Source organism: Bacillus sp. AK124 (assembly GCF_053903085.1).
Window position 1 is genome coordinate 690702 of sequence record NZ_CP096378.1, and the last position, 16672, is coordinate 707373.

Annotated in this window: 16 protein-coding genes; 14 read left to right on the forward strand and 2 right to left on the reverse strand. The window is 49.5% G+C overall.

What is annotated here, in order from left to right; translation table 11 throughout:
- Window positions 1-3: 3 nt before the first annotated feature.
- From M1E06_RS03345 to M1E06_RS03385, 9 genes are read left to right on the forward strand one after another with little or no spacing between them, the layout of a single operon-like run.
- A complete protein-coding gene (locus M1E06_RS03345) occupies window positions 4-1107 on the forward strand; it encodes an EpsG family protein (protein WP_020453026.1) in 1104 nt (367 codons plus the stop codon).
- 55 nt (window positions 1108-1162) lie between these two features.
- Window positions 1163-2194 (forward strand): glycosyltransferase family 2 protein, encoded by a 1032-nt coding sequence (locus M1E06_RS03350; protein ID WP_020453025.1) that lies wholly within the window; start codon window positions 1163-1165, stop codon window positions 2192-2194.
- Window positions 2195-2205: 11 nt separating this feature from the next.
- Window positions 2206-3285 carry a polysaccharide pyruvyl transferase family protein gene (locus tag M1E06_RS03355; protein WP_020453024.1) on the forward strand — a complete coding sequence of 360 codons (1080 nt, stop codon included), beginning with the start codon at window positions 2206-2208 and terminating at the stop codon, window positions 3283-3285.
- Window positions 3282-4301, forward strand: coding sequence for a glycosyltransferase (locus M1E06_RS03360; RefSeq protein ID WP_020453023.1), 1020 nt, complete (start codon window positions 3282-3284; stop codon window positions 4299-4301). The genes M1E06_RS03355 and M1E06_RS03360 overlap by 4 nt, the downstream gene beginning before the upstream one ends.
- The gene (locus M1E06_RS03365; protein ID WP_031305047.1) at window positions 4298-5854 is read left to right on the forward strand and encodes an MATE family efflux transporter; all 1557 of its coding nucleotides are present in this window, start codon (window positions 4298-4300) and stop codon (window positions 5852-5854) included. Before M1E06_RS03360 ends, M1E06_RS03365 begins: the two co-directional genes overlap by 4 nt.
- A gap of 20 nt (window positions 5855-5874) precedes the next feature.
- Complete coding sequence (locus M1E06_RS03370) at window positions 5875-6477, forward strand: sugar transferase (RefSeq protein ID WP_020453021.1); 603 nt, start codon at window positions 5875-5877, stop codon at window positions 6475-6477.
- Window positions 6477-7142 carry an acetyltransferase gene (locus M1E06_RS03375; protein ID WP_020453020.1) on the forward strand — a complete coding sequence of 222 codons (666 nt, stop codon included), beginning with the start codon at window positions 6477-6479 and terminating at the stop codon, window positions 7140-7142. The genes M1E06_RS03370 and M1E06_RS03375 overlap by 1 nt, the downstream gene beginning before the upstream one ends.
- Window positions 7129-8274: a DegT/DnrJ/EryC1/StrS family aminotransferase gene (locus M1E06_RS03380; protein ID WP_020453019.1), complete on the forward strand. Its 1146-nt coding sequence runs from the start codon at window positions 7129-7131 to the stop codon at window positions 8272-8274. Before M1E06_RS03375 ends, M1E06_RS03380 begins: the two co-directional genes overlap by 14 nt.
- Window positions 8275-8284: 10 nt before the next feature.
- Window positions 8285-9262 (forward strand): polysaccharide pyruvyl transferase family protein, encoded by a 978-nt coding sequence (locus M1E06_RS03385; RefSeq protein ID WP_020453018.1) that lies wholly within the window; start codon window positions 8285-8287, stop codon window positions 9260-9262.
- 15 nt (window positions 9263-9277) lie between these two features.
- On the opposite strand, the gene yvfG is transcribed toward M1E06_RS03385, so the two are convergent.
- Complete coding sequence (gene yvfG, locus M1E06_RS03390) at window positions 9278-9493, reverse strand: protein YvfG (protein WP_003185491.1); 216 nt, start codon at window positions 9491-9493, stop codon at window positions 9278-9280.
- A 73-nt stretch (window positions 9494-9566) separates the two neighbouring features.
- Here yvfG and rpoN point away from each other — a divergent pair, with 73 nt between their 5' ends.
- On the forward strand, window positions 9567-10877 hold the full coding sequence (gene rpoN / locus M1E06_RS03395) for an RNA polymerase factor sigma-54 (RefSeq protein WP_026580131.1): 1311 nt from the start codon (window positions 9567-9569) through the stop codon (window positions 10875-10877).
- A gap of 33 nt (window positions 10878-10910) precedes the next feature.
- Here the strand turns inward: rpoN and lutP are convergent, their stop codons facing one another.
- The gene (gene lutP, locus M1E06_RS03400; protein WP_020453016.1) at window positions 10911-12602 is read right to left on the reverse strand and encodes an L-lactate permease LutP; all 1692 of its coding nucleotides are present in this window, start codon (window positions 12600-12602) and stop codon (window positions 10911-10913) included.
- A gap of 201 nt (window positions 12603-12803) precedes the next feature.
- On the opposite strand from lutP, the gene M1E06_RS03405 reads away from it, so the two are divergent.
- The 4 genes from M1E06_RS03405 (at window position 12804) to M1E06_RS03420 (ending at window position 16586) form a co-directional block, all read left to right on the forward strand.
- Complete coding sequence (locus M1E06_RS03405; RefSeq protein WP_020453015.1) at window positions 12804-13544, forward strand: FadR/GntR family transcriptional regulator; 741 nt, start codon at window positions 12804-12806, stop codon at window positions 13542-13544.
- Window positions 13545-13674: 130 nt separating this feature from the next.
- Entirely contained in the window at window positions 13675-14391 is a 717-nt protein-coding gene (locus tag M1E06_RS03410; protein ID WP_020453014.1) for a (Fe-S)-binding protein, read from the forward strand.
- A 42-nt stretch (window positions 14392-14433) separates the two neighbouring features.
- Window positions 14434-15867, forward strand: coding sequence for a LutB/LldF family L-lactate oxidation iron-sulfur protein (locus tag M1E06_RS03415; protein ID WP_020453013.1), 1434 nt, complete (start codon window positions 14434-14436; stop codon window positions 15865-15867).
- Window positions 15864-16586, forward strand: coding sequence for a LutC/YkgG family protein (locus M1E06_RS03420; RefSeq protein ID WP_020453012.1), 723 nt, complete (start codon window positions 15864-15866; stop codon window positions 16584-16586). Before M1E06_RS03415 ends, M1E06_RS03420 begins: the two co-directional genes overlap by 4 nt.
- Window positions 16587-16672 lie beyond the last annotated feature (86 nt).

A 16672-nucleotide genomic window follows, 5' to 3' on the forward strand; every position in this document is an offset into this window, starting at 1 on the left:
TGTATGTCTGTTTACATGTTGAATATGGGGATTGTTTTCATCTGGTCATGGTTTGCGAAAATGTACGGCAGGGAAGATCACAGGCTGCCGACGGGCTACCGTCCGAATGCGATCCTCACCGTCGTTCCGCTCGCGTCTTTGATTATCGTTGCCGGCTTAAGATACAAGGTCGGAACGGATTACCACACCTATATGCTGCTTTACGAATTAGCCGGAAAATACAACAACATTTGGGAGATCTTCGGTTTCGGAACAGATAAGTCGTCGACAGATCCCGGATTTACCGCACTCTTATGGATATTAAACCAGATTTCAGCCGATCCGGCGCTCATGTTTGCCGTCGTTGCCGCGATTACCTATATCTATATCGTCAAGACGCTATATGTGTATGGAAGGCCGTTTGAGTTGAGCATGTTTCTCTTTATCGGCATGTTTCACTATTACGCTTCGTTTAACGGTATTCGCCAATACATGGCGGCGGCCATTCTGTTTTGGGCGGTCCGGTATCTGATCGATGGGAAGCTGGTGCGCTATATGATCGTCGTGCTGATCTGTTCGCTTTTTCATTCTTCGGCTTTGATCATGATTCCTGTCTATTTCATCGTCAGAAGAAAAGCGTGGTCGCCTGTCCTCTGGTGCCTCATGCTCTTATTTTTGGCGGGAACTTTTCTGTATCAAAAATTTTTGTCCGTATTCCTTGTCGTGCTTGAAAACAGTCAATACGGACATTACGAAGAATGGCTGATGAAAAATACGAACGGCATGAACGCCATTAAAATCATCGTTCTTCTTCTCCCGCTCGTACTTGCATTCTGCTTCAGGGAGCAGCTCAGAAAACGCTGGCCCGAAGTCGATTATATCGTCAACCTTTGTCTGATCGGTTTCCTGTTCGGAATTTTGGCGACAAAGGATGTCATTTTTGCGAGGTTCAACATTTATTTCGGGCTCTATCAGCTGATTCTCGTTCCTTATTTTGTACGTATTTTCGAACCGAAATCGAACGCGCTTCTGTATGTTTTGATTTTGATCTGTTACTTCTTATACAGCTTTATGCTCATGCCGTTCGACTCGTCGGTATTGCCTTACAGAACGATTTTTGAACGTTGAATAGCGGAATAGGCCGTTTAGGTCTTGTGAAAATTTCGACAAAGGAGTCATCACATTGGAAAATCCAGCAGTTAGTCTACTGGTCGCTGTTTATAATACAGAAGCTTTTTTGCCGAATTGTTTGCAATCGCTGATCAGCCAGACCTTAAAAAATATCGAAATCATTATCGTTAATGACGGTTCAACAGACGGAAGCCAGAAGATCATTGATCATTACGCCCGAAAGGACGGACGCATCAAAACGATTCGGCAGGAGAATCAGGGCCTCGGCGCTGTCCGCAATAAAGGGATCGAAGCGGCGTCAGGCGAGTTCTTGGCATTCATCGACTCCGACGACTGGATTGAGCCGGACTATTGCCAATCTATGTATGAAAAAGCAAAGGATGAGGATGCCGACCTTGTCATCTGTGATTATGCCGTCGAAATTCAGGATACCGGAAAAACGGTCTGCCCGGACATCGGGAAAAACTATGAAGGAAAGCCGAAAGAGGCATTCATAAAAGCTTTATTAAAGGGTCAAGTAAGCGGCTTTTCCTGGAACAAGCTCTACAGGCGGAGCCTGATTGAGCAGCATAAGCTCGTTTTCCCGCTGCGCGACGAGCTGGAAAACATCGAAGATCAATACTTCAGCTTCAGATGCCTTCTATATGCGAATACGGCGGCGTTCGTGACTAAGCCGCTTTATCATTACAGGGTCCACCTGTCGTCCATCGTCCAAAAGTATCAGGCGGGGCTGTTTGAAGACGGGCTCGCTCTTTATGAAGCGAACCTTGACTGCCTGACAAAGCACGGAGAGCTTCCGGCTTTAAAGGAGGCGCTGCACGTCTTTATCGTCAACCACGGCTGCATCAGTATTTTAAATGAATGCAAGAGCCGAAACCAAAATCCTTCAATAGAAAAATATAAAAATATCCGCAGCATATGCGCCTGTCCGGAATTCAGGGGGAAAATTCCCGCGGTGGACATGTCGGCATTCGATTCGAAGAAGAAGCTTCTCCTTATGCTGATTCGCTTGCGGTTTATGCCGGCAGTGTATGGATTTGCGGCCATTTACCAGAAAATGATCGAGCACAGAATGAAGAAATAGGCGGTGAGGAAATGACCTTTCAGGAACTGAAGATCAATCTTGCAGAATGGCTTTTGCTCAAGGTGAAATATCCTTCTGAATATGTGATGGGAACGCCGGGTTTGAAGCGTTTTGATCAATACAAAGGCAAGAAAAAAATCATTCTGACTTTAATTCCGTCCCATGATAATTTGGGAGATCACGCGATTGCCTTGGCAAGCCGGACATTCATAGAAAACGAGTTTCCCGATTTTGAATTAATTGAAATCGGCATCAACGATATTTACAAACATGCAAAAGCCCTCATGCGCATCCGCCACCCCGAGGATATGGTGTTCATCATCGGCGGAGGAAATATGGGGGATTTGTACCGCAATGAGGAATGGACGAGGCGCTTTATTATCAAAACATTCAAGCATTATAAAATTGTCCAGCTCCCAGCCACCGCGCACTTTTCCGAGACGCCCCGCGGCAAAAAGGAGCTGAAAAGAGCGAAAAAAGTCTACAACTCCCATCGCCGGCTGTTTATGATGGCGCGCGATGATACAACCTATCAATTTATGAAACAGCATTTTTCAAAGCAAACGATTGTGAAGCAGCCTGATATGGTGCTTTATTTAAAGAAAGAACAGCAGTCTGAAAGAGACGGTGTGCTGGTTTGTTTAAGAGAGGATAAAGAAAGCTTTCTCAGACCGGAAGAGCGTGAAAAGCTGATGAAGGCTGTCGGCGACGAATACGGCGGCGTGCAAACTTTTACAACGACGATCGGCAGGAGGGTCAGCCGCATGTCCCGCGAGAAGGAGCTGAATCGGCTTTGGGATCAGCTGAGAGGTGCGGAGGTCGTTGTGACAGACAGGCTGCACGGCATGATTTTTTGTGCGATTACAGGGACGCCGTGCGTTGTGATCCGCTCTTTTGATCATAAGGTGCTTGAAGGCTTTCGCTGGCTGAAAAGCGTTCCTTCGATGAAGCTTGTGGAAAATCCCGATGCGGCAGAGGTTCTCGGCGCAATTGAAGAGCTGATTAAGACCGGTGATTCGTATCGTGAGACTCCGTCAAGGGAGCATTATTTCACAGATTTAAGACAGAAAATTATGGGTGATGTCCAATGAAGCCATTCGTCAGTATCATTGTTCCGATGTACAATGTCGAAGATTATATAGAAGAATGCGTCGATTCGCTGCGCAGGCAGACGCTGAAAAATATTGAAATCATCCTTGTCGATGACGGCTCTCCCGACAGATCCGGGGAGATAGCGAGAAAGTACTGCAGCCTGGATGCCAGAGTGAAAGTGATTCATAAAAAAAACGGCGGGCTGAGCTCGGCGAGAAATGCCGGTCTTCAAGCCGCGACAGGAGATTATGTGGGATTTGTCGACGGTGATGATTTTGTATTGTCTGCCATGTTTGAAAACATGTACGCCGCTGCCAAAAAAGACGACCTTGATATCGTCATGTGCGGGTATCATAAACATTCCGATGCGGAAGACACCTATTTCCCGCCGCCGCTGCCGACCGATCGTCTCTTGTTGAGCTGGGATATTAAACGCGAGCTCAAAAAGGCGCACGAAACCCGCTTCATCTGGTATGTGTGGCGGAATTTGTACAGGCGCGACCTGCTGAAGAAAAACCAGTTGTACTTTTTTGAGGACATTCGTTTTGCAGAGGATTCGCCGTTCAATTTGTACGCCTTTTATGCAGCGAAACGGGTGAGAGCGATCGATGACGGCTACTACATGTACAGGTGCAATCCGGATAGCCTGACGGAGGTGCCGTTTAAACCGTACATGGACGAAAGCCTGAAAAGGCAGTACCGGGCGAAAAGGAGATTCTATGAGACGTTTCAGCTTTTGGATGAATGTGCGGACGATCTGGAAACGTACACATGCAAACATCAAATTCCGATGCTTTTAGCCAATGCCTGTGCGGAACCGAAGCCTTCAAAGCAGGTGAGGCGGCACATTAAAGACATTTTGTCTTACCGGATGGTGCAGTCGTGCGTCAAATCAACGTCTCTCCGCAACCGCAATCTTTTAATCGGCCAACGGCTCGTTTTACTGCTATGCAAGCTGAATATTCCGATCCTGCTCGAATTGTTTTTTAAACGAAATCTGCCCAGTAAGGGATGAGCCTTTTGAATAAGACATTTATTTTGAATCTCGGCGCCAATGTGGCGTCTTTTTTATTATCGGTGCTGTTTTCGATGTGGCTGACGCCTTATGTCATCAAGAACCTCGGTGTTGAGGCGTTTGGGTTTGTCCATCTCACGCAGAATATGATCAATTACTTTTCGATTATTACGGTTGCCTTGAGCGCGGTCGTTGTCCGGTTTTTTTCTGTTTCCGCCCACAGGGGGGCGCTTGATGAAGCGAGGGGCTATATGAATACCTACATCGTTTCATCACTGGTGCTTTCGGTCATCTTGTTTTTTCCGCTTGGCGGCACGGTGTTTTTTATCGATCAGATCATTCGCGTTCCCGCCGGTCTTTTGGGGGATGTGCAGATCGCGCTTTTGATCGGGAGCCTGCTGTTTTTATTGACCTTTGTGATGTCGGGATTTGCCGCCGGTCCGTTTTTTGCCAATAAAATCTATATTACAAGCACGATCCAGGCCGTCCAAATGCTGATTCGCGTCTTGAGCGTATTGTTGATTTTCGCGTGGTTTGCACCGAAGATCTGGCACATTCAGCTCGCCGCTCTTATCGCAACCGCTTCGGCGTGCATCCTGTCGATCTTTTTCTTTAAGAAATTGATCCCATGGTTTACGTTTCGTGTGAGGGATATGTCGTTTGCAAAGTGCAAAAAACTGCTTCAAGCGGGAGGATGGAGCTCCGTCAGCCAAGTCGGCGTCCTGCTGTTTCTGCAAATCGATTTAATGGTGGCGAATGTGATGCTGGGGGTTTCCGAATCCGGCATGTACGCCGCGATCATTCAGTTTCCGCTGTTATTGCGGACGCTTTCGGGAACGCTTGCGGCCGTATTTTCACCTACGATTACACTCTATTATTCAAAAGGCGACAAAGAAGGGCTCGTCCGCTATGCCAACCAGGCCGTCAGAATTAACGGCATTCTGCTCGCTTTGCCGGCTGCGCTTCTGGGCGGGCTTGCCGGCCCGTTTCTGTCGCTGTGGCTTGGCCCTTCATTCGAACATTTGAAATGGCTTTTACTGATACATGCGGGTTATTTGGTTGTTTCATTAAGCCCGGCGCCGCTTTTTTATATTTTTACCGCCTATAACAAGCTGAGAACACCGGCGCTGACCACGGTTGCCTTCGGCGTTGTCAATTTGCTGCTTGCCATCGTGCTGAGCGGACCGGCGGGACTCGGCCTTTACGGAATTGCGCTGGCCGGTGCGGCAGCTTTAATGCTGAAAAATGTCGTCTTCACTCCGATTTATGCGTCAAAGATTACGGGTGAAAGAAAAAGGGTTTTTTATAAAGGTATATACAGGCCGGTTGCCGGTGCTTCATTTACCTTGGCTGTCTGTTACGCTCTTCAATACTTATTTGCAATCGACAGCCTGCTGTCCCTGTTTGTCACGGCGCTTGCTGCGACGGGGACATACGGCCTGTTTGCCTATTTCGTCATGTTGACGAAAGCGGAACGGCATATTGTCACAACAAGGCTCCAAGCATTTCGATGCTCTTTATCCTTCCCGTTTCAAAAGGGATTTTTTAAATAAAAGAAAGGGGTGCGTTTTTCGTGCTAGCGAAACGGTTTTTCGATCTTTCATTGTCGGTTATTTTGCTGATCGCGCTCAGTCCGGCCATGATCCTGACAGCTTGCCTTATCAGATGGAAAATCGGCTCGCCTGTTTTATTTCGCCAAACCCGTCCGGGGCTGAATGGCGAGCCTTTTACATTATATAAATTCAGAACAATGACTGATGAAAGAGATGAAGCAGGCAATCTGCTAAGCGATGAAAAACGGCTGACAAAGACGGGGCGGCTGATCAGAAAAACGAGCCTCGACGAATTGCCGCAGCTGATCAACGTCATCAAAGGAGATCTCAGCCTCGTCGGGCCGCGGCCGCTTTTGATGGAGTATATTCCCCTCTATACGAAGCGGCAATGGAGACGGCATGAAGTCAAGCCGGGCATCACGGGCTGGGCGCAGATCAACGGGAGAAATAAAGTGACATGGGAGGAAAAGTTTGAACTTGATGTCTGGTATGTGGATCATCGTTCTTTTTTGCTTGATCTCAAAATCCTTTTGTTGACTATCGTAAAAGTCTTGAAGTCGGAAGGCGTCAGCCAGGACCGCCATGTGACAGCAGAAAAATTTACGGGGAGAAGGAATGCCTGATGCAAAATGTGGTGATCATCGGAGCCGGCGGCCATGGGAAAGTCGTTCTGGATCTTGTAAAAGCACGGCCTGATACTGCGCTTGCCGGTATTCTCGATGACCGGTATGCGGAGCTTCATGTCGAGAACGGTCTGTATCGCGGGCCTTCAAGCGCAGCAGAAGAACTTGCGCGATTGCATCCGGACGTGAAGTTCGTCTTAGCTGTCGGTCAAAACGGCATCAGAAAGAAGCTGTATGAACGTCTCGGCCTTCCACTTGACCGGTATGCGGTTTTGATTCATCCGTCCGCCGTGATCAGCGGTTCGGCCCGGATTCAAAACGGCGCCGTTGTCATGGCGTCGAGCGTTATTCAAGCGGATGCCCACATCGGCATCCACACGATTGTCAACACAGGTGTGATCGTCGAACATGACAACCGGATCGGCGATTACGTTCATCTTTCGCCGGGAACGGTGTTAACCGGCGGTGTGACAGTTATGGAAGGCGCTCATCTCGGAGCGGGAACGGCGGTCATTCCCGGAAAGACAATCGGCCGCTGGAGCGTAACGGGAGCGGGATCATCCGTCATTCACGACATTCCTGATGATTGTACCGCTGTCGGAGTCCCTGCAAGAAAAATTAAATATCACAGCAGTAAAAAGGGTGAAAAACATGAGTCAGAATAAGCGAATTTATTTATCCCCGCCGCACATGAGCGGAGACGAAGAGCGCTATGTAGCTGAAGCGTTTCGGACAAACTGGATCGCGCCGCTCGGTCCCCTTGTCGATACATTCGAAGAAAAGCTTGCCGCCTATGCGGGGACGTCCGGTGCCGCGGCAGTCAGCTCAGGAACAGCCGCAATCCACCTGGCGTTGAAATTGCTCGGCGTCGGCAAAGGCGATACGGTCTTCTGTTCTTCCTTTACGTTTGTAGCGAGCGCCAATCCGATTATATATGAGCAGGCTGAGCCGGTTTTCATCGATTCTGAACGGGATACATGGAACATGTCGCCCGAGGCGCTTGAACGGGCGCTCGACGAAGCGGAGCGGGCCAGAAATCTTCCGAAAGCCGTCATCGTCGTCAACTTGTACGGCCAAAGCGCGAAAATAGACGAGATTATCGCGCTTTGCGATCGATTTGCCGTCCCTGTTATTGAAGATGCGGCCGAATCGCTCGGTTCTGTTTATAAGGGCAGAAAAAGCGGAACCTTCGGACGCTTCGGCATTTATTCGTTCAACGGCAACAAAATCATCACCACATCAGGCGGAGGAATGCTTGTCAGCGATGATGAAGACGCTTTGAAGAAGGCGCGCTTTTTAGCCACTCAGGCGCGCGAGCCCGCCATTCATTATCAGCACGAAAAAGCGGGCTACAATTACCGGATGAGCAATGTCCTGGCCGGAATCGGTATCGCTCAGCTCGCCGTCCTGGATGACAGGGTACACGCCAGACGGGCGATCTTCGAGCGCTATCAGGAGGCGCTCGCCGGTATCGAAGGTATAGAATTCATGCCTGAAGCCGGCATGTCAAACCGCTGGCTCACGACATTAACGTTTGATACAGCAAAGATTCAAACAACACCGGCGGACATCATTGAACAGCTCGCAAATGAAAACATTGAAGCCCGGCCGTTATGGAAGCCGTTGCACAGACAGCCCCTTTTTAAAGGAGCGGCCTTTTATCCGCACGATGACCAAGGCTCTGTCTGCTGCGACTTATTTCAGCGCGGGCTCTGCCTGCCGTCAGGATCAAGTATGACGCGAAAAGAGCAGGACCGGGTGATTCAAATCGTGGCCGACCGGATTAAATATAAATGAGGTGCTAAACATGGCGATTACATATTCCATGGACAGCTTAAAGCATAAGCTGGCAGAAATTTTGGATGTCATCCCAAGACATTCATCAGTCGTTTACTTGGACTACCCGCTCTATGGAAACGTCGGAGACTTATTGATCATGAAAGGAACGGAAGCTTTTTTTGAAGCATACGGCATCAAGGTGCGCGAAAGATGGAATGCAGAGAATTTTATTCCGGGCCGCCGCATTCCAAAGGACGCCATCATCGTTTGTCAGGGGGGCGGCAATTTCGGCGATTTGTACCCTCACTTTCAGCAGTTCAGGGAACGGGTTGTCGAACATTACCCCGACCACCGGATCGTCATTCTGCCGCAGTCGATTTATTATGAACATGAAGAAAATGCAAAAAAAACGCGCGGCATTTTGGCGGCTCACCCGGATCTGCACTTATTCACGCGGGAAAAGGCATCCTTCGAATTTGCTCTCAAGCATTTCGAAGGGGTGAAAAACATCAGAATGATGCCCGATATGGCTCACCAGCTCTGGCCGATCGCGGCACCTGCCGAAAAGCCTTCTGAGTCCGTTCTGCGGTTGATCAGAACCGACAAAGAAGCAAACAGCAGCCTGCAAAAAGCAGAGGAGCCGGATACGTACGATTGGAACGTTATCTTGTCAGAAGGCGACAAACGCGGAATCAAACGCTTGCAGACGATCAATGTCCTCAACAAAAAAGCCGGCAATCCGCTGCCGATCGCTTCTTATTGGAAACGCTATTCGGACAGCCTCGTCGACAAATCAATCCGTTTTTTCAACCGCTATGAATCCGTCGTTACTTCAAGGCTGCACGGCCACATCTTATCGTGTCTGCTCGGAAAAGAAAATGTCGTGATTGACAACTCCTACGGAAAAAACGCAAATTACTACAACACATGGATGAAGGATATCCCGAGTACAAAACTGATTCAAAACAATCCGGAAGAAGCAGAAAAACCGCCTGTTCACGTATGACAGGCGGTTTTTTTGCTATGCTTCTTCGCGCTTTACTTTGTTGTAGGCTTCATCCAAATGCTGAATCCGTTTTAAGACGACCGCGTTTTTTGTCAGCTGGTCTTGGACAAGCGTTGACACGACTGAACGGTAGTAGCTGTTCATTGCGTGAATTTTATCCTCATTTGGATGCATTTCAATATGGGTTTTAAAATTTTCTATGAAATAGGGTACAGAGAAAAGTTCTGTCAATGGTAACACTCCTTTTTTAAGTCTATACGGTACGGAACCGATCGTGTAAACTAATAGTGGGAGGGGAGATATGATGAACTTGCATGTACAGCAGCAGCAAACGGCAAAACTTCACTTGACGCAAGGGCTTGCCCAAGCCATTCATATGCTTCAGTATTCGTCGGCCGAGCTGAACAGCCGGATTGACGAACTCTCATTGGAAAACCCCCTGATCGAACGAAAAGACCCCGATATTCCCCGATCATTTTACCATAAAACGAATCGTCATTTGCAAAATGAAGGAATGAGCCGCTCTGAGACGGCGCATTCCCGTGAAGATATCAAAAGCGTCTTGAAACAGCAGGCGCTCGATCTCCGGCTGTCAAACCGGGAAAAGCGGATTTTCAGCTACCTGGTCGAATCCCTTGATCGAAACGGATATGTGACAGAAGACATCGCCTTTATCGCTTCCGAGCTGGCTGTCACCAGAGAAGAAGTGGAAGAAGTCTTGGGCAAGCTGCAGACTCTTGATCCGGCAGGCATCGGAGCGCGGTCGCTTCAGGAATGCATCCTGATCCAATTAAAGCGTCTGCCAAAGGAGACGGCAAAAGCGGAAAAAGTTATTTCCCTATACTTTGACCTGTTTGCCAAAAAAGGATGGAAAGAGCTGTCTGAGAGAGCGGGCCTTTCGCTCTCAGAGCTTCAGGACATACAAGATCTTGTTGCAGAGCTGTCGCCGCGTCCCGGATTGATGTATGGCACGGATGAAGGCGGAGTCTATATCGAGCCTGATGTCATCATTTCAGCCGAGGATGGAAAATTGGTGCTTGAGCTCAGCAGCCGTTCTTTTCCCGATATCCAGCTTAACGCGTTTTACGAGCCGTTTTTGCAGCGCCAGTCAAAAGACGAGGCGACCGTTTATATCTCTGATAAGTTCAAGCAGTGGAAATGGCTCGACAATGCCCTCAGGCAAAGACGGGAAACGATGCGGAGGGTGATGGCGGAAATTATGGTGCGTCAAAAAGATTATTTTTTAAAAGGGAAAGACGAACTGAAGCCGCTCACATTAAAAGAAGTCGCCGATGCCCTCGGGGTTCACGAATCAACAGTAAGCCGTGCAGTCAAAGGGAAAATCGTGCAGACGCCTTTTGAGCTGTGCGAGCTTAAACGGTTTTTTTCGGCGAAGGTAAAGGATGCCGCTGACGGACATACATCAAGTCACACAGTCAAAGCGCATCTTCGTCGGCTGATCGATGAAGAAAATAAAATGAAACCGCTTTCAGACCAGAAGCTGGCCGACCTTTTAAACGAAAAGCACGGCATCGTCATATCGAGGCGGACCGTCGCCAAATACCGCGATCAGCTTAATATACTGCCTTCGTCTGTCAGAAAGAGATATCAATAAAGAAGCCGTCCGGCACGAACGCCGGCGGCTTTTTTACGGGATCATCCACGCAAACAGGTGATGCTGCAGGAACGTGATCATGCAAACCAGGAACAGAAGAAACAGGCTGTGTTTCAGTGTAAAGCGCAGCAAATCGGATTCCTTTCCTGCCAGTCCGACGGCTGCGCAGGCGACAGCAATCGACTGCGGAGAGATCATCTTTCCGGTGACGCCGCCCGAAGAGTTGGCCGCCACAGACAGCACCGGCTCCATTCCGACCGACTGTGCCGTCACTTTTTGCAGACTGCCGAAAAGCAAATTGGCCGACGTATCTGAACCGGTTATAAAGACGCCGAGCCAGCCAAGAACGGGAGAAAAGAATGCGAACATTGAACCCGTCATCGCAAGGGACATGCCAAGTGTTGTGCTCATGCCCGAAGAGTTGGTGACATAGGCAAAACCGACAACGGAAGCGATCGTTAATATCGGCTTGCCGAGTTCTTTCAGCGATTCTGTAAACACGGCGCCCCATTCTTTCCAAGGCATGCCTGTGACAAACTTTGTCAGTACGGCGGCAATCAGGATCGCCGTTCCCGCAGATCCGGCGAGATCAAGTTTATAAAGAGCTTCAAGCGGTTTTCCGGAGCCATCGAGAATTTGATTGTGCAAAAAAGGCACACCGGGCGCGAACGTCAGCCTGCCGCCGATATCACTAATGAACAGCAGCAATGGATTTGACCCTTCGTAATGGCCTGTCAGCGCCTGTTTGACAGCTGGAATTCCCCAGATGGAGACCATTGCCGTGAGCAGCAAAAACGGTGTCCACGCCTTGAAAATCTGCCCAGCCGAGTATGAGGCCTTTTGATGTTCAAGCTGCTGCGCCTCCGCGGCAGCGGCCATTTCCTTTTCATGTGAAAATCTGAATATCGTTTTCGGTTTCCAAAATTTTAAGAATACAGCGAGCGCGATAAGCGATACGATGGCTGACAAAATATCCGGGAGCTCAGGCCCCAGAAAGTTTGAGCTTACATACTGTGTAACGGCAAAAGAGACACCCGACACGAGAATCGCCGGCAGCACTTCCCAAGCCCTTTTCAAGCCGCTCATGATGATAATCAAATAAAACGGAATAAATACAGATAAAAATGGGAGCTGGCGTCCGACCATTTTTGAAATGTCCATCGCAGGAATCCCCGTCGGCCCTTCAACCGCGATAATCGGAATGCCGATCGCTCCGAAAGCGACAGGCGCCGTGTTGGCGATCAGGCATATGCCCGCCGCGTACAACGGATTGAAGCCGAGGCCGACAAGCAATGCGGCCGAGATCGCGACAGGGGCGCCGAAGCCTGCCGCTCCTTCTAAAAACGCCCCGAATGAAAACGCTATCAAAAGTGCTTGCAAACGGCGGTCATCTGTGATCGATAATACCGAGCTCCTGATGATTTCAAATTGGCCGGTTTTGACTGTAAGCTTGTACAAAAAAACGGAAGTCACAATGATCCAGCCGATCGGAAGCAGCCCGTAAACCGCCCCTTGTGAAGCCGACATCACAGCCTGATGAGCGGGCATGCCGTATACGAAAACGGCCAGCGCGAGCGCAATCAGCAAAGTCGACACACCCGCTGTATGCCCTTTCATTCTTTTGATTGCCAGAGCCCAGAAAAAATACAAAATCGGTATAAGCGCTGCAAGCGAAGAGAGCAGCAAACTGTTCCCCAGCGGAGTATAATCTTGCGTCCATCCCATCTCCAATTCCCCCTTTGTTCAAAGTCTCACTCAGTCATCTGATGACATGATGATAAGACTGATCATTTAGCATTATATTTCTCAATGTCATAAATTACAATCTTTTTTTGCATGGAGCCGAAGTCTATATGTTCCGGACGGAAAGAACGGTATAATAAAAAATAGCGCATCATGCCCAGTCTGGTTACGAGGTGAAAAAAGTTGAAATACAAACAAATCAAGACGAAAAAAATATACGAAGAAGTCGCAGAAGCGCTTCTTGAATCGATTAAAAGCGGAGAGCTTGAGCCAGGTGATAAGCTTGACTCCGTTCAGGCGCTCGCCGAAAGCTTTCAGGTCAGCCGTTCGGCCGTCAGGGAAGCGCTGTCTGCGTTAAAAGCGATGGGGATGGTCGAAATGAAGCAGGGGGAAGGAACGTATGTGAAAAGGTTTGAGCCTGAGCAAATTTCCATCCCCCTTTCGGCTGCGCTTTTGATGAAAAAGAAAGACGTCGCTGAACTGCTCGAAGTCCGTAAGATTCTTGAAATCGGAGCTGTTTCAAGTGCGGCTCAAAAACGCACAGAAGAAGATCTCGGGCGCATGCAGGCCGCACTTGAGGATATGAAGCAGGCGGATGGGAACGGCGAACTTGGCGAAAAAGCCGACCTCGCGTTTCATCTTGCGCTTGCCGGCGCCTCGCAAAACGATCTGCTGAAAGGCTTGATGAATCATGTGTCATCACTCTTAATTGAGACGATGAGGGAGACGCGCAAAATTTGGCTGTTCTCGAAGAACACAACCGTTAAGCGCCTTTATGAGGAACACGATGCCATCTATCAGGCTGTGATGGAAAAAGACGGCCAAAAAGCAGAACAGGCGATGCACAATCATCTGACGAATGTGGAAAATGTGCTGGCCTCATATTTTGAAGAAACGAAACAGGCCGACGAGCCGGCCATATAAGCAGCGGCCCGAGTGAAAACGAAAAAGAAACCCCTTTAAAAAAATTTTACCAAGGTGTAAGATGGAGAAAGAGGGTTTTCTAACCAAGTCATCAGATGACCTGATTTATCGGGTTGGAGAGGGGATCAAGATGAAAGTATCACTGTTTATCACGTGTTTGGTTGACATGTTTCAGTCAAATGTCGGAAAAGCGACGGTTGAACTGCTTGAGCGGCTCGGATGTGAAGTGGATTTTCCCGAAGGGCAGATCTGCTGCGGCCAGCCTGCGTACAACAGCGGCTATGTCAAAGATTCCAAAAAAGCGATGAGACGGATGATTGAGACATTTGAATCAGCCGAATACGTCGTCAGCCCTTCAGGATCGTGCGCTTTTATGTTCAAGGAGTATCCGCACCTTTTCCGGGATGAGCCGGCCTGGGCGGAAAAAGCGCAGCGGCTGGCTGACAAAACGTATGAGCTGACCGATTTTATCGTCAACGTTTTGAAGGTTGAAGACGTTGGGGCGACACTTGAGAAAAAGGCGACTTATCATACGTCATGCCATATGACAAGGCTTTTGGGCGTCACAGACGCGCCGATGAAGCTGCTTCGGCATGTGAAGGGACTGGAGTTCACGCCGCTGCCGCGCAAACACGACTGCTGCGGATTCGGGGGGACTTTTTCGGTGAAGATGTCGCAAATATCCGAACAGATGGTCGATGAGAAAGTGGCGTGTGTCGAAGAAACCGCCGCAGATGTGTTAATCGGGGCGGACTGCGGCTGCTTGATGAATATCGGCGGACGGATCGGGAGAAAGAACAAGCCGATTGAAGTCATGCACATCGCAGAAGTGCTGAACAGCAGATAAACAGACATCCGGTCATTTCACAGATAGAGGGGGACATTCGTTATGGCAATGAAGATCGGAACGCAGAAATTTAAAGAGCGCGTATCAGACGGGCTCGAAAACGAGTTTATGAGGGGGGCTGTTTCAAGTGCGCAGGAGCGCTTGAGAGCGCGCCGTCTTGAGGCGGCGGAAGAGCTCGGGAACTGGGAAGAATGGCGGTCTCAGGCCGAGGAAATCAGGCAGCACGTGCTCGAAAACCTGGACTACTACCTAGAACAGCTCGCCGAAAATGTCGCCAAAAAAGGCGGGTACGTATTCTTTGCACAGACGGCCGAAGAAGCGACAGGCTATATTCGCGATGTCGTGAAAAAGAAAAACGGCAAAAAAATCGTGAAATCAAAATCAATGGTGACCGAAGAAATCAACATGAACGAGGCGCTTGAACGCGACGGCTGCGAAGTGGTCGAAACCGATTTGGGCGAATACATCCTCCAAATCGATGATCATGATCCGCCGTCACATATCGTCGCACCTGCTTTGCATAAAAACAAAGAGCAAATCCGCGACGTCTTCAAAGAGCGGATCGGCTACCGCAACACCGAAAAGCCGGAAGAGCTTGTCATGCACGCGCGCGCCGTGCTCAGAAAGAAATTTCTCGAGGCTGACATCGGCATTACGGGCTGCAATTTTGCGATTGCCGATACGGGGTCTGTCAGCCTTGTCACAAACGAGGGAAACGGACGTCTCGTCACGACCGTTCCGAAGACGCAGATTACCGTGATGGGGATGGAGCGGATCGTCCCTTCATTCGACGAGTTTGAGGTTCTCGTCGGCATGCTCACAAGAAGCGCTGTCGGACAGCGGCTGACAAGCTATATCACGGCGCTGACAGGGCCGCGGCTGCCCGGTGAAGCGGACGGACCCGAAGAGTTTCACCTCGTCATCATTGACAACGGGCGTTCGAACATTCTCGGAACGGAGTTTCAATCCGTCCTCCAATGCATCCGCTGTGCGGCCTGCATCAATGTTTGTCCCGTATACCGCCATGTCGGCGGGCATTCTTACGGTTCGATCTATTCAGGCCCGATCGGAGCCGTATTGTCGCCGCTGCTCGGCGGATATGACGATTATAAAGAACTGCCGTACGCCTCTTCGTTATGTGCGGCATGCTCTGAAGCATGTCCGGTAAAAATCCCGCTTCACGAACTGCTTCTGAAGCACCGGCAGCGCATCGTTGAAAAAGAAGGGCGCGCACCGATATCCGAGAAGCTCGCGATGAAAGCGTTCGGCTTGGGAACTTCTGCGCCATCTCTATATAAAATGGGCTCCAAATGGGCGCCGGCAGCCATGAAGCCGTTTAACGAAGACGGCAAAATAACGAAGGGACCGGGTCCGTTAAAACAGTGGACCCAGATTCGCGACTTCCCCGCGCCGAACAAGTCAAGGTTCCGCGACTGGTTTGAGGACAGACGGAAAGAGAAAGGGGAAGACAGATGACAAACGGAACAATCCAAAATAAAGACGGCTTTTTAAACCGGATTGCGGAAAGGCTCGGCCGCAACAGGCGTTCGGCAGGTGTCACCGTTCCCGATTATACGTATCAGCCGCAGCACCGGGTATATCAAGGCTATACACAGGATGAGCTTGTCGGCGTCTTAAAGGACCACTGCCGAAAGATTCATACGGAGCTGATTGAAACGGATGTCATCGGCTTGCATGATGCCTTGTATGAACAAGCATCACGATTTGGAGGCGGGCCTGTCATCATTCCGAAAGATGACCGTTTTAAAGAGTACGGACTGTCAGGCCTGTTAACAGACAAGTGGCCGAATGAGGGGACAAAAGTGTGGGAATGGAATGCAGCGGCCGGAGATGAAAATATCCAGCGGGCCGAACAGGCTAACATCGGCGTGACATTCAGCGAGATCACGCTTGCTGAATCCGGAACGGTCGTCCTCTTCAGTTCAAAAGACAAAGGACGATCTGTCAGCTTGCTGCCGACGACATATATTGCGATCGTCCCGAAAAGCACCATCGTCCCGCGGATGACACAGGCAAGCGCAATGATCAAACAAAAGGTTGCAGACGGCGACGTCATCCCGTCCTGCATCAACTATGTCACTGGACCGAGCAATTCAGCCGACATCGAAATGGACCTTGTAGTCGGTGTCCACGGCCCGGTAAAAGCGGCATATATTGTCGTGACTGACCGGTAATTAGACGATAACAAAAAGATTAGCCTCATGCAGAGCTAATCTTTTTTTATTTAGCGATATGACAATTCCGGCATTTCCCGATTTTC

Bases quoted from the DNA above. Each gene is read 5' to 3' on its own strand.
- M1E06_RS03375 (WP_020453020.1), top strand. From the start codon at position 6,477: ATGCAAAATGTGGTGATCATCGGAGCCGGCGGCCATGGGAAAGTCGTT.
- M1E06_RS03410 (WP_020453014.1), top strand. From the start codon at position 13,675: ATGAAAGTATCACTGTTTATCACGTGTTTGGTTGACATGTTTCAGTCA.
- M1E06_RS03380 (WP_020453019.1), top strand. From the start codon at position 7,129: ATGAGTCAGAATAAGCGAATTTATTTATCCCCGCCGCACATGAGCGGA.
- M1E06_RS03385 (WP_020453018.1), top strand. From the start codon at position 8,285: ATGGCGATTACATATTCCATGGACAGCTTAAAGCATAAGCTGGCAGAA.
- M1E06_RS03415 (WP_020453013.1), top strand. From the start codon at position 14,434: ATGGCAATGAAGATCGGAACGCAGAAATTTAAAGAGCGCGTATCAGAC.
- M1E06_RS03420 (WP_020453012.1), top strand. From the start codon at position 15,864: ATGACAAACGGAACAATCCAAAATAAAGACGGCTTTTTAAACCGGATT.
- lutP (WP_020453016.1), bottom strand. From the start codon at position 12,602: ATGGGATGGACGCAAGATTATACTCCGCTGGGGAACAGTTTGCTGCTC.
- M1E06_RS03360 (WP_020453023.1), top strand. From the start codon at position 3,282: ATGAAGCCATTCGTCAGTATCATTGTTCCGATGTACAATGTCGAAGAT.
- M1E06_RS03355 (WP_020453024.1), top strand. From the start codon at position 2,206: ATGACCTTTCAGGAACTGAAGATCAATCTTGCAGAATGGCTTTTGCTC.
- M1E06_RS03345 (WP_020453026.1), top strand. From the start codon at position 4: ATGTCTGTTTACATGTTGAATATGGGGATTGTTTTCATCTGGTCATGG.
- rpoN (WP_026580131.1), top strand. From the start codon at position 9,567: ATGAACTTGCATGTACAGCAGCAGCAAACGGCAAAACTTCACTTGACG.
- M1E06_RS03365 (WP_031305047.1), top strand. From the start codon at position 4,298: ATGAGCCTTTTGAATAAGACATTTATTTTGAATCTCGGCGCCAATGTG.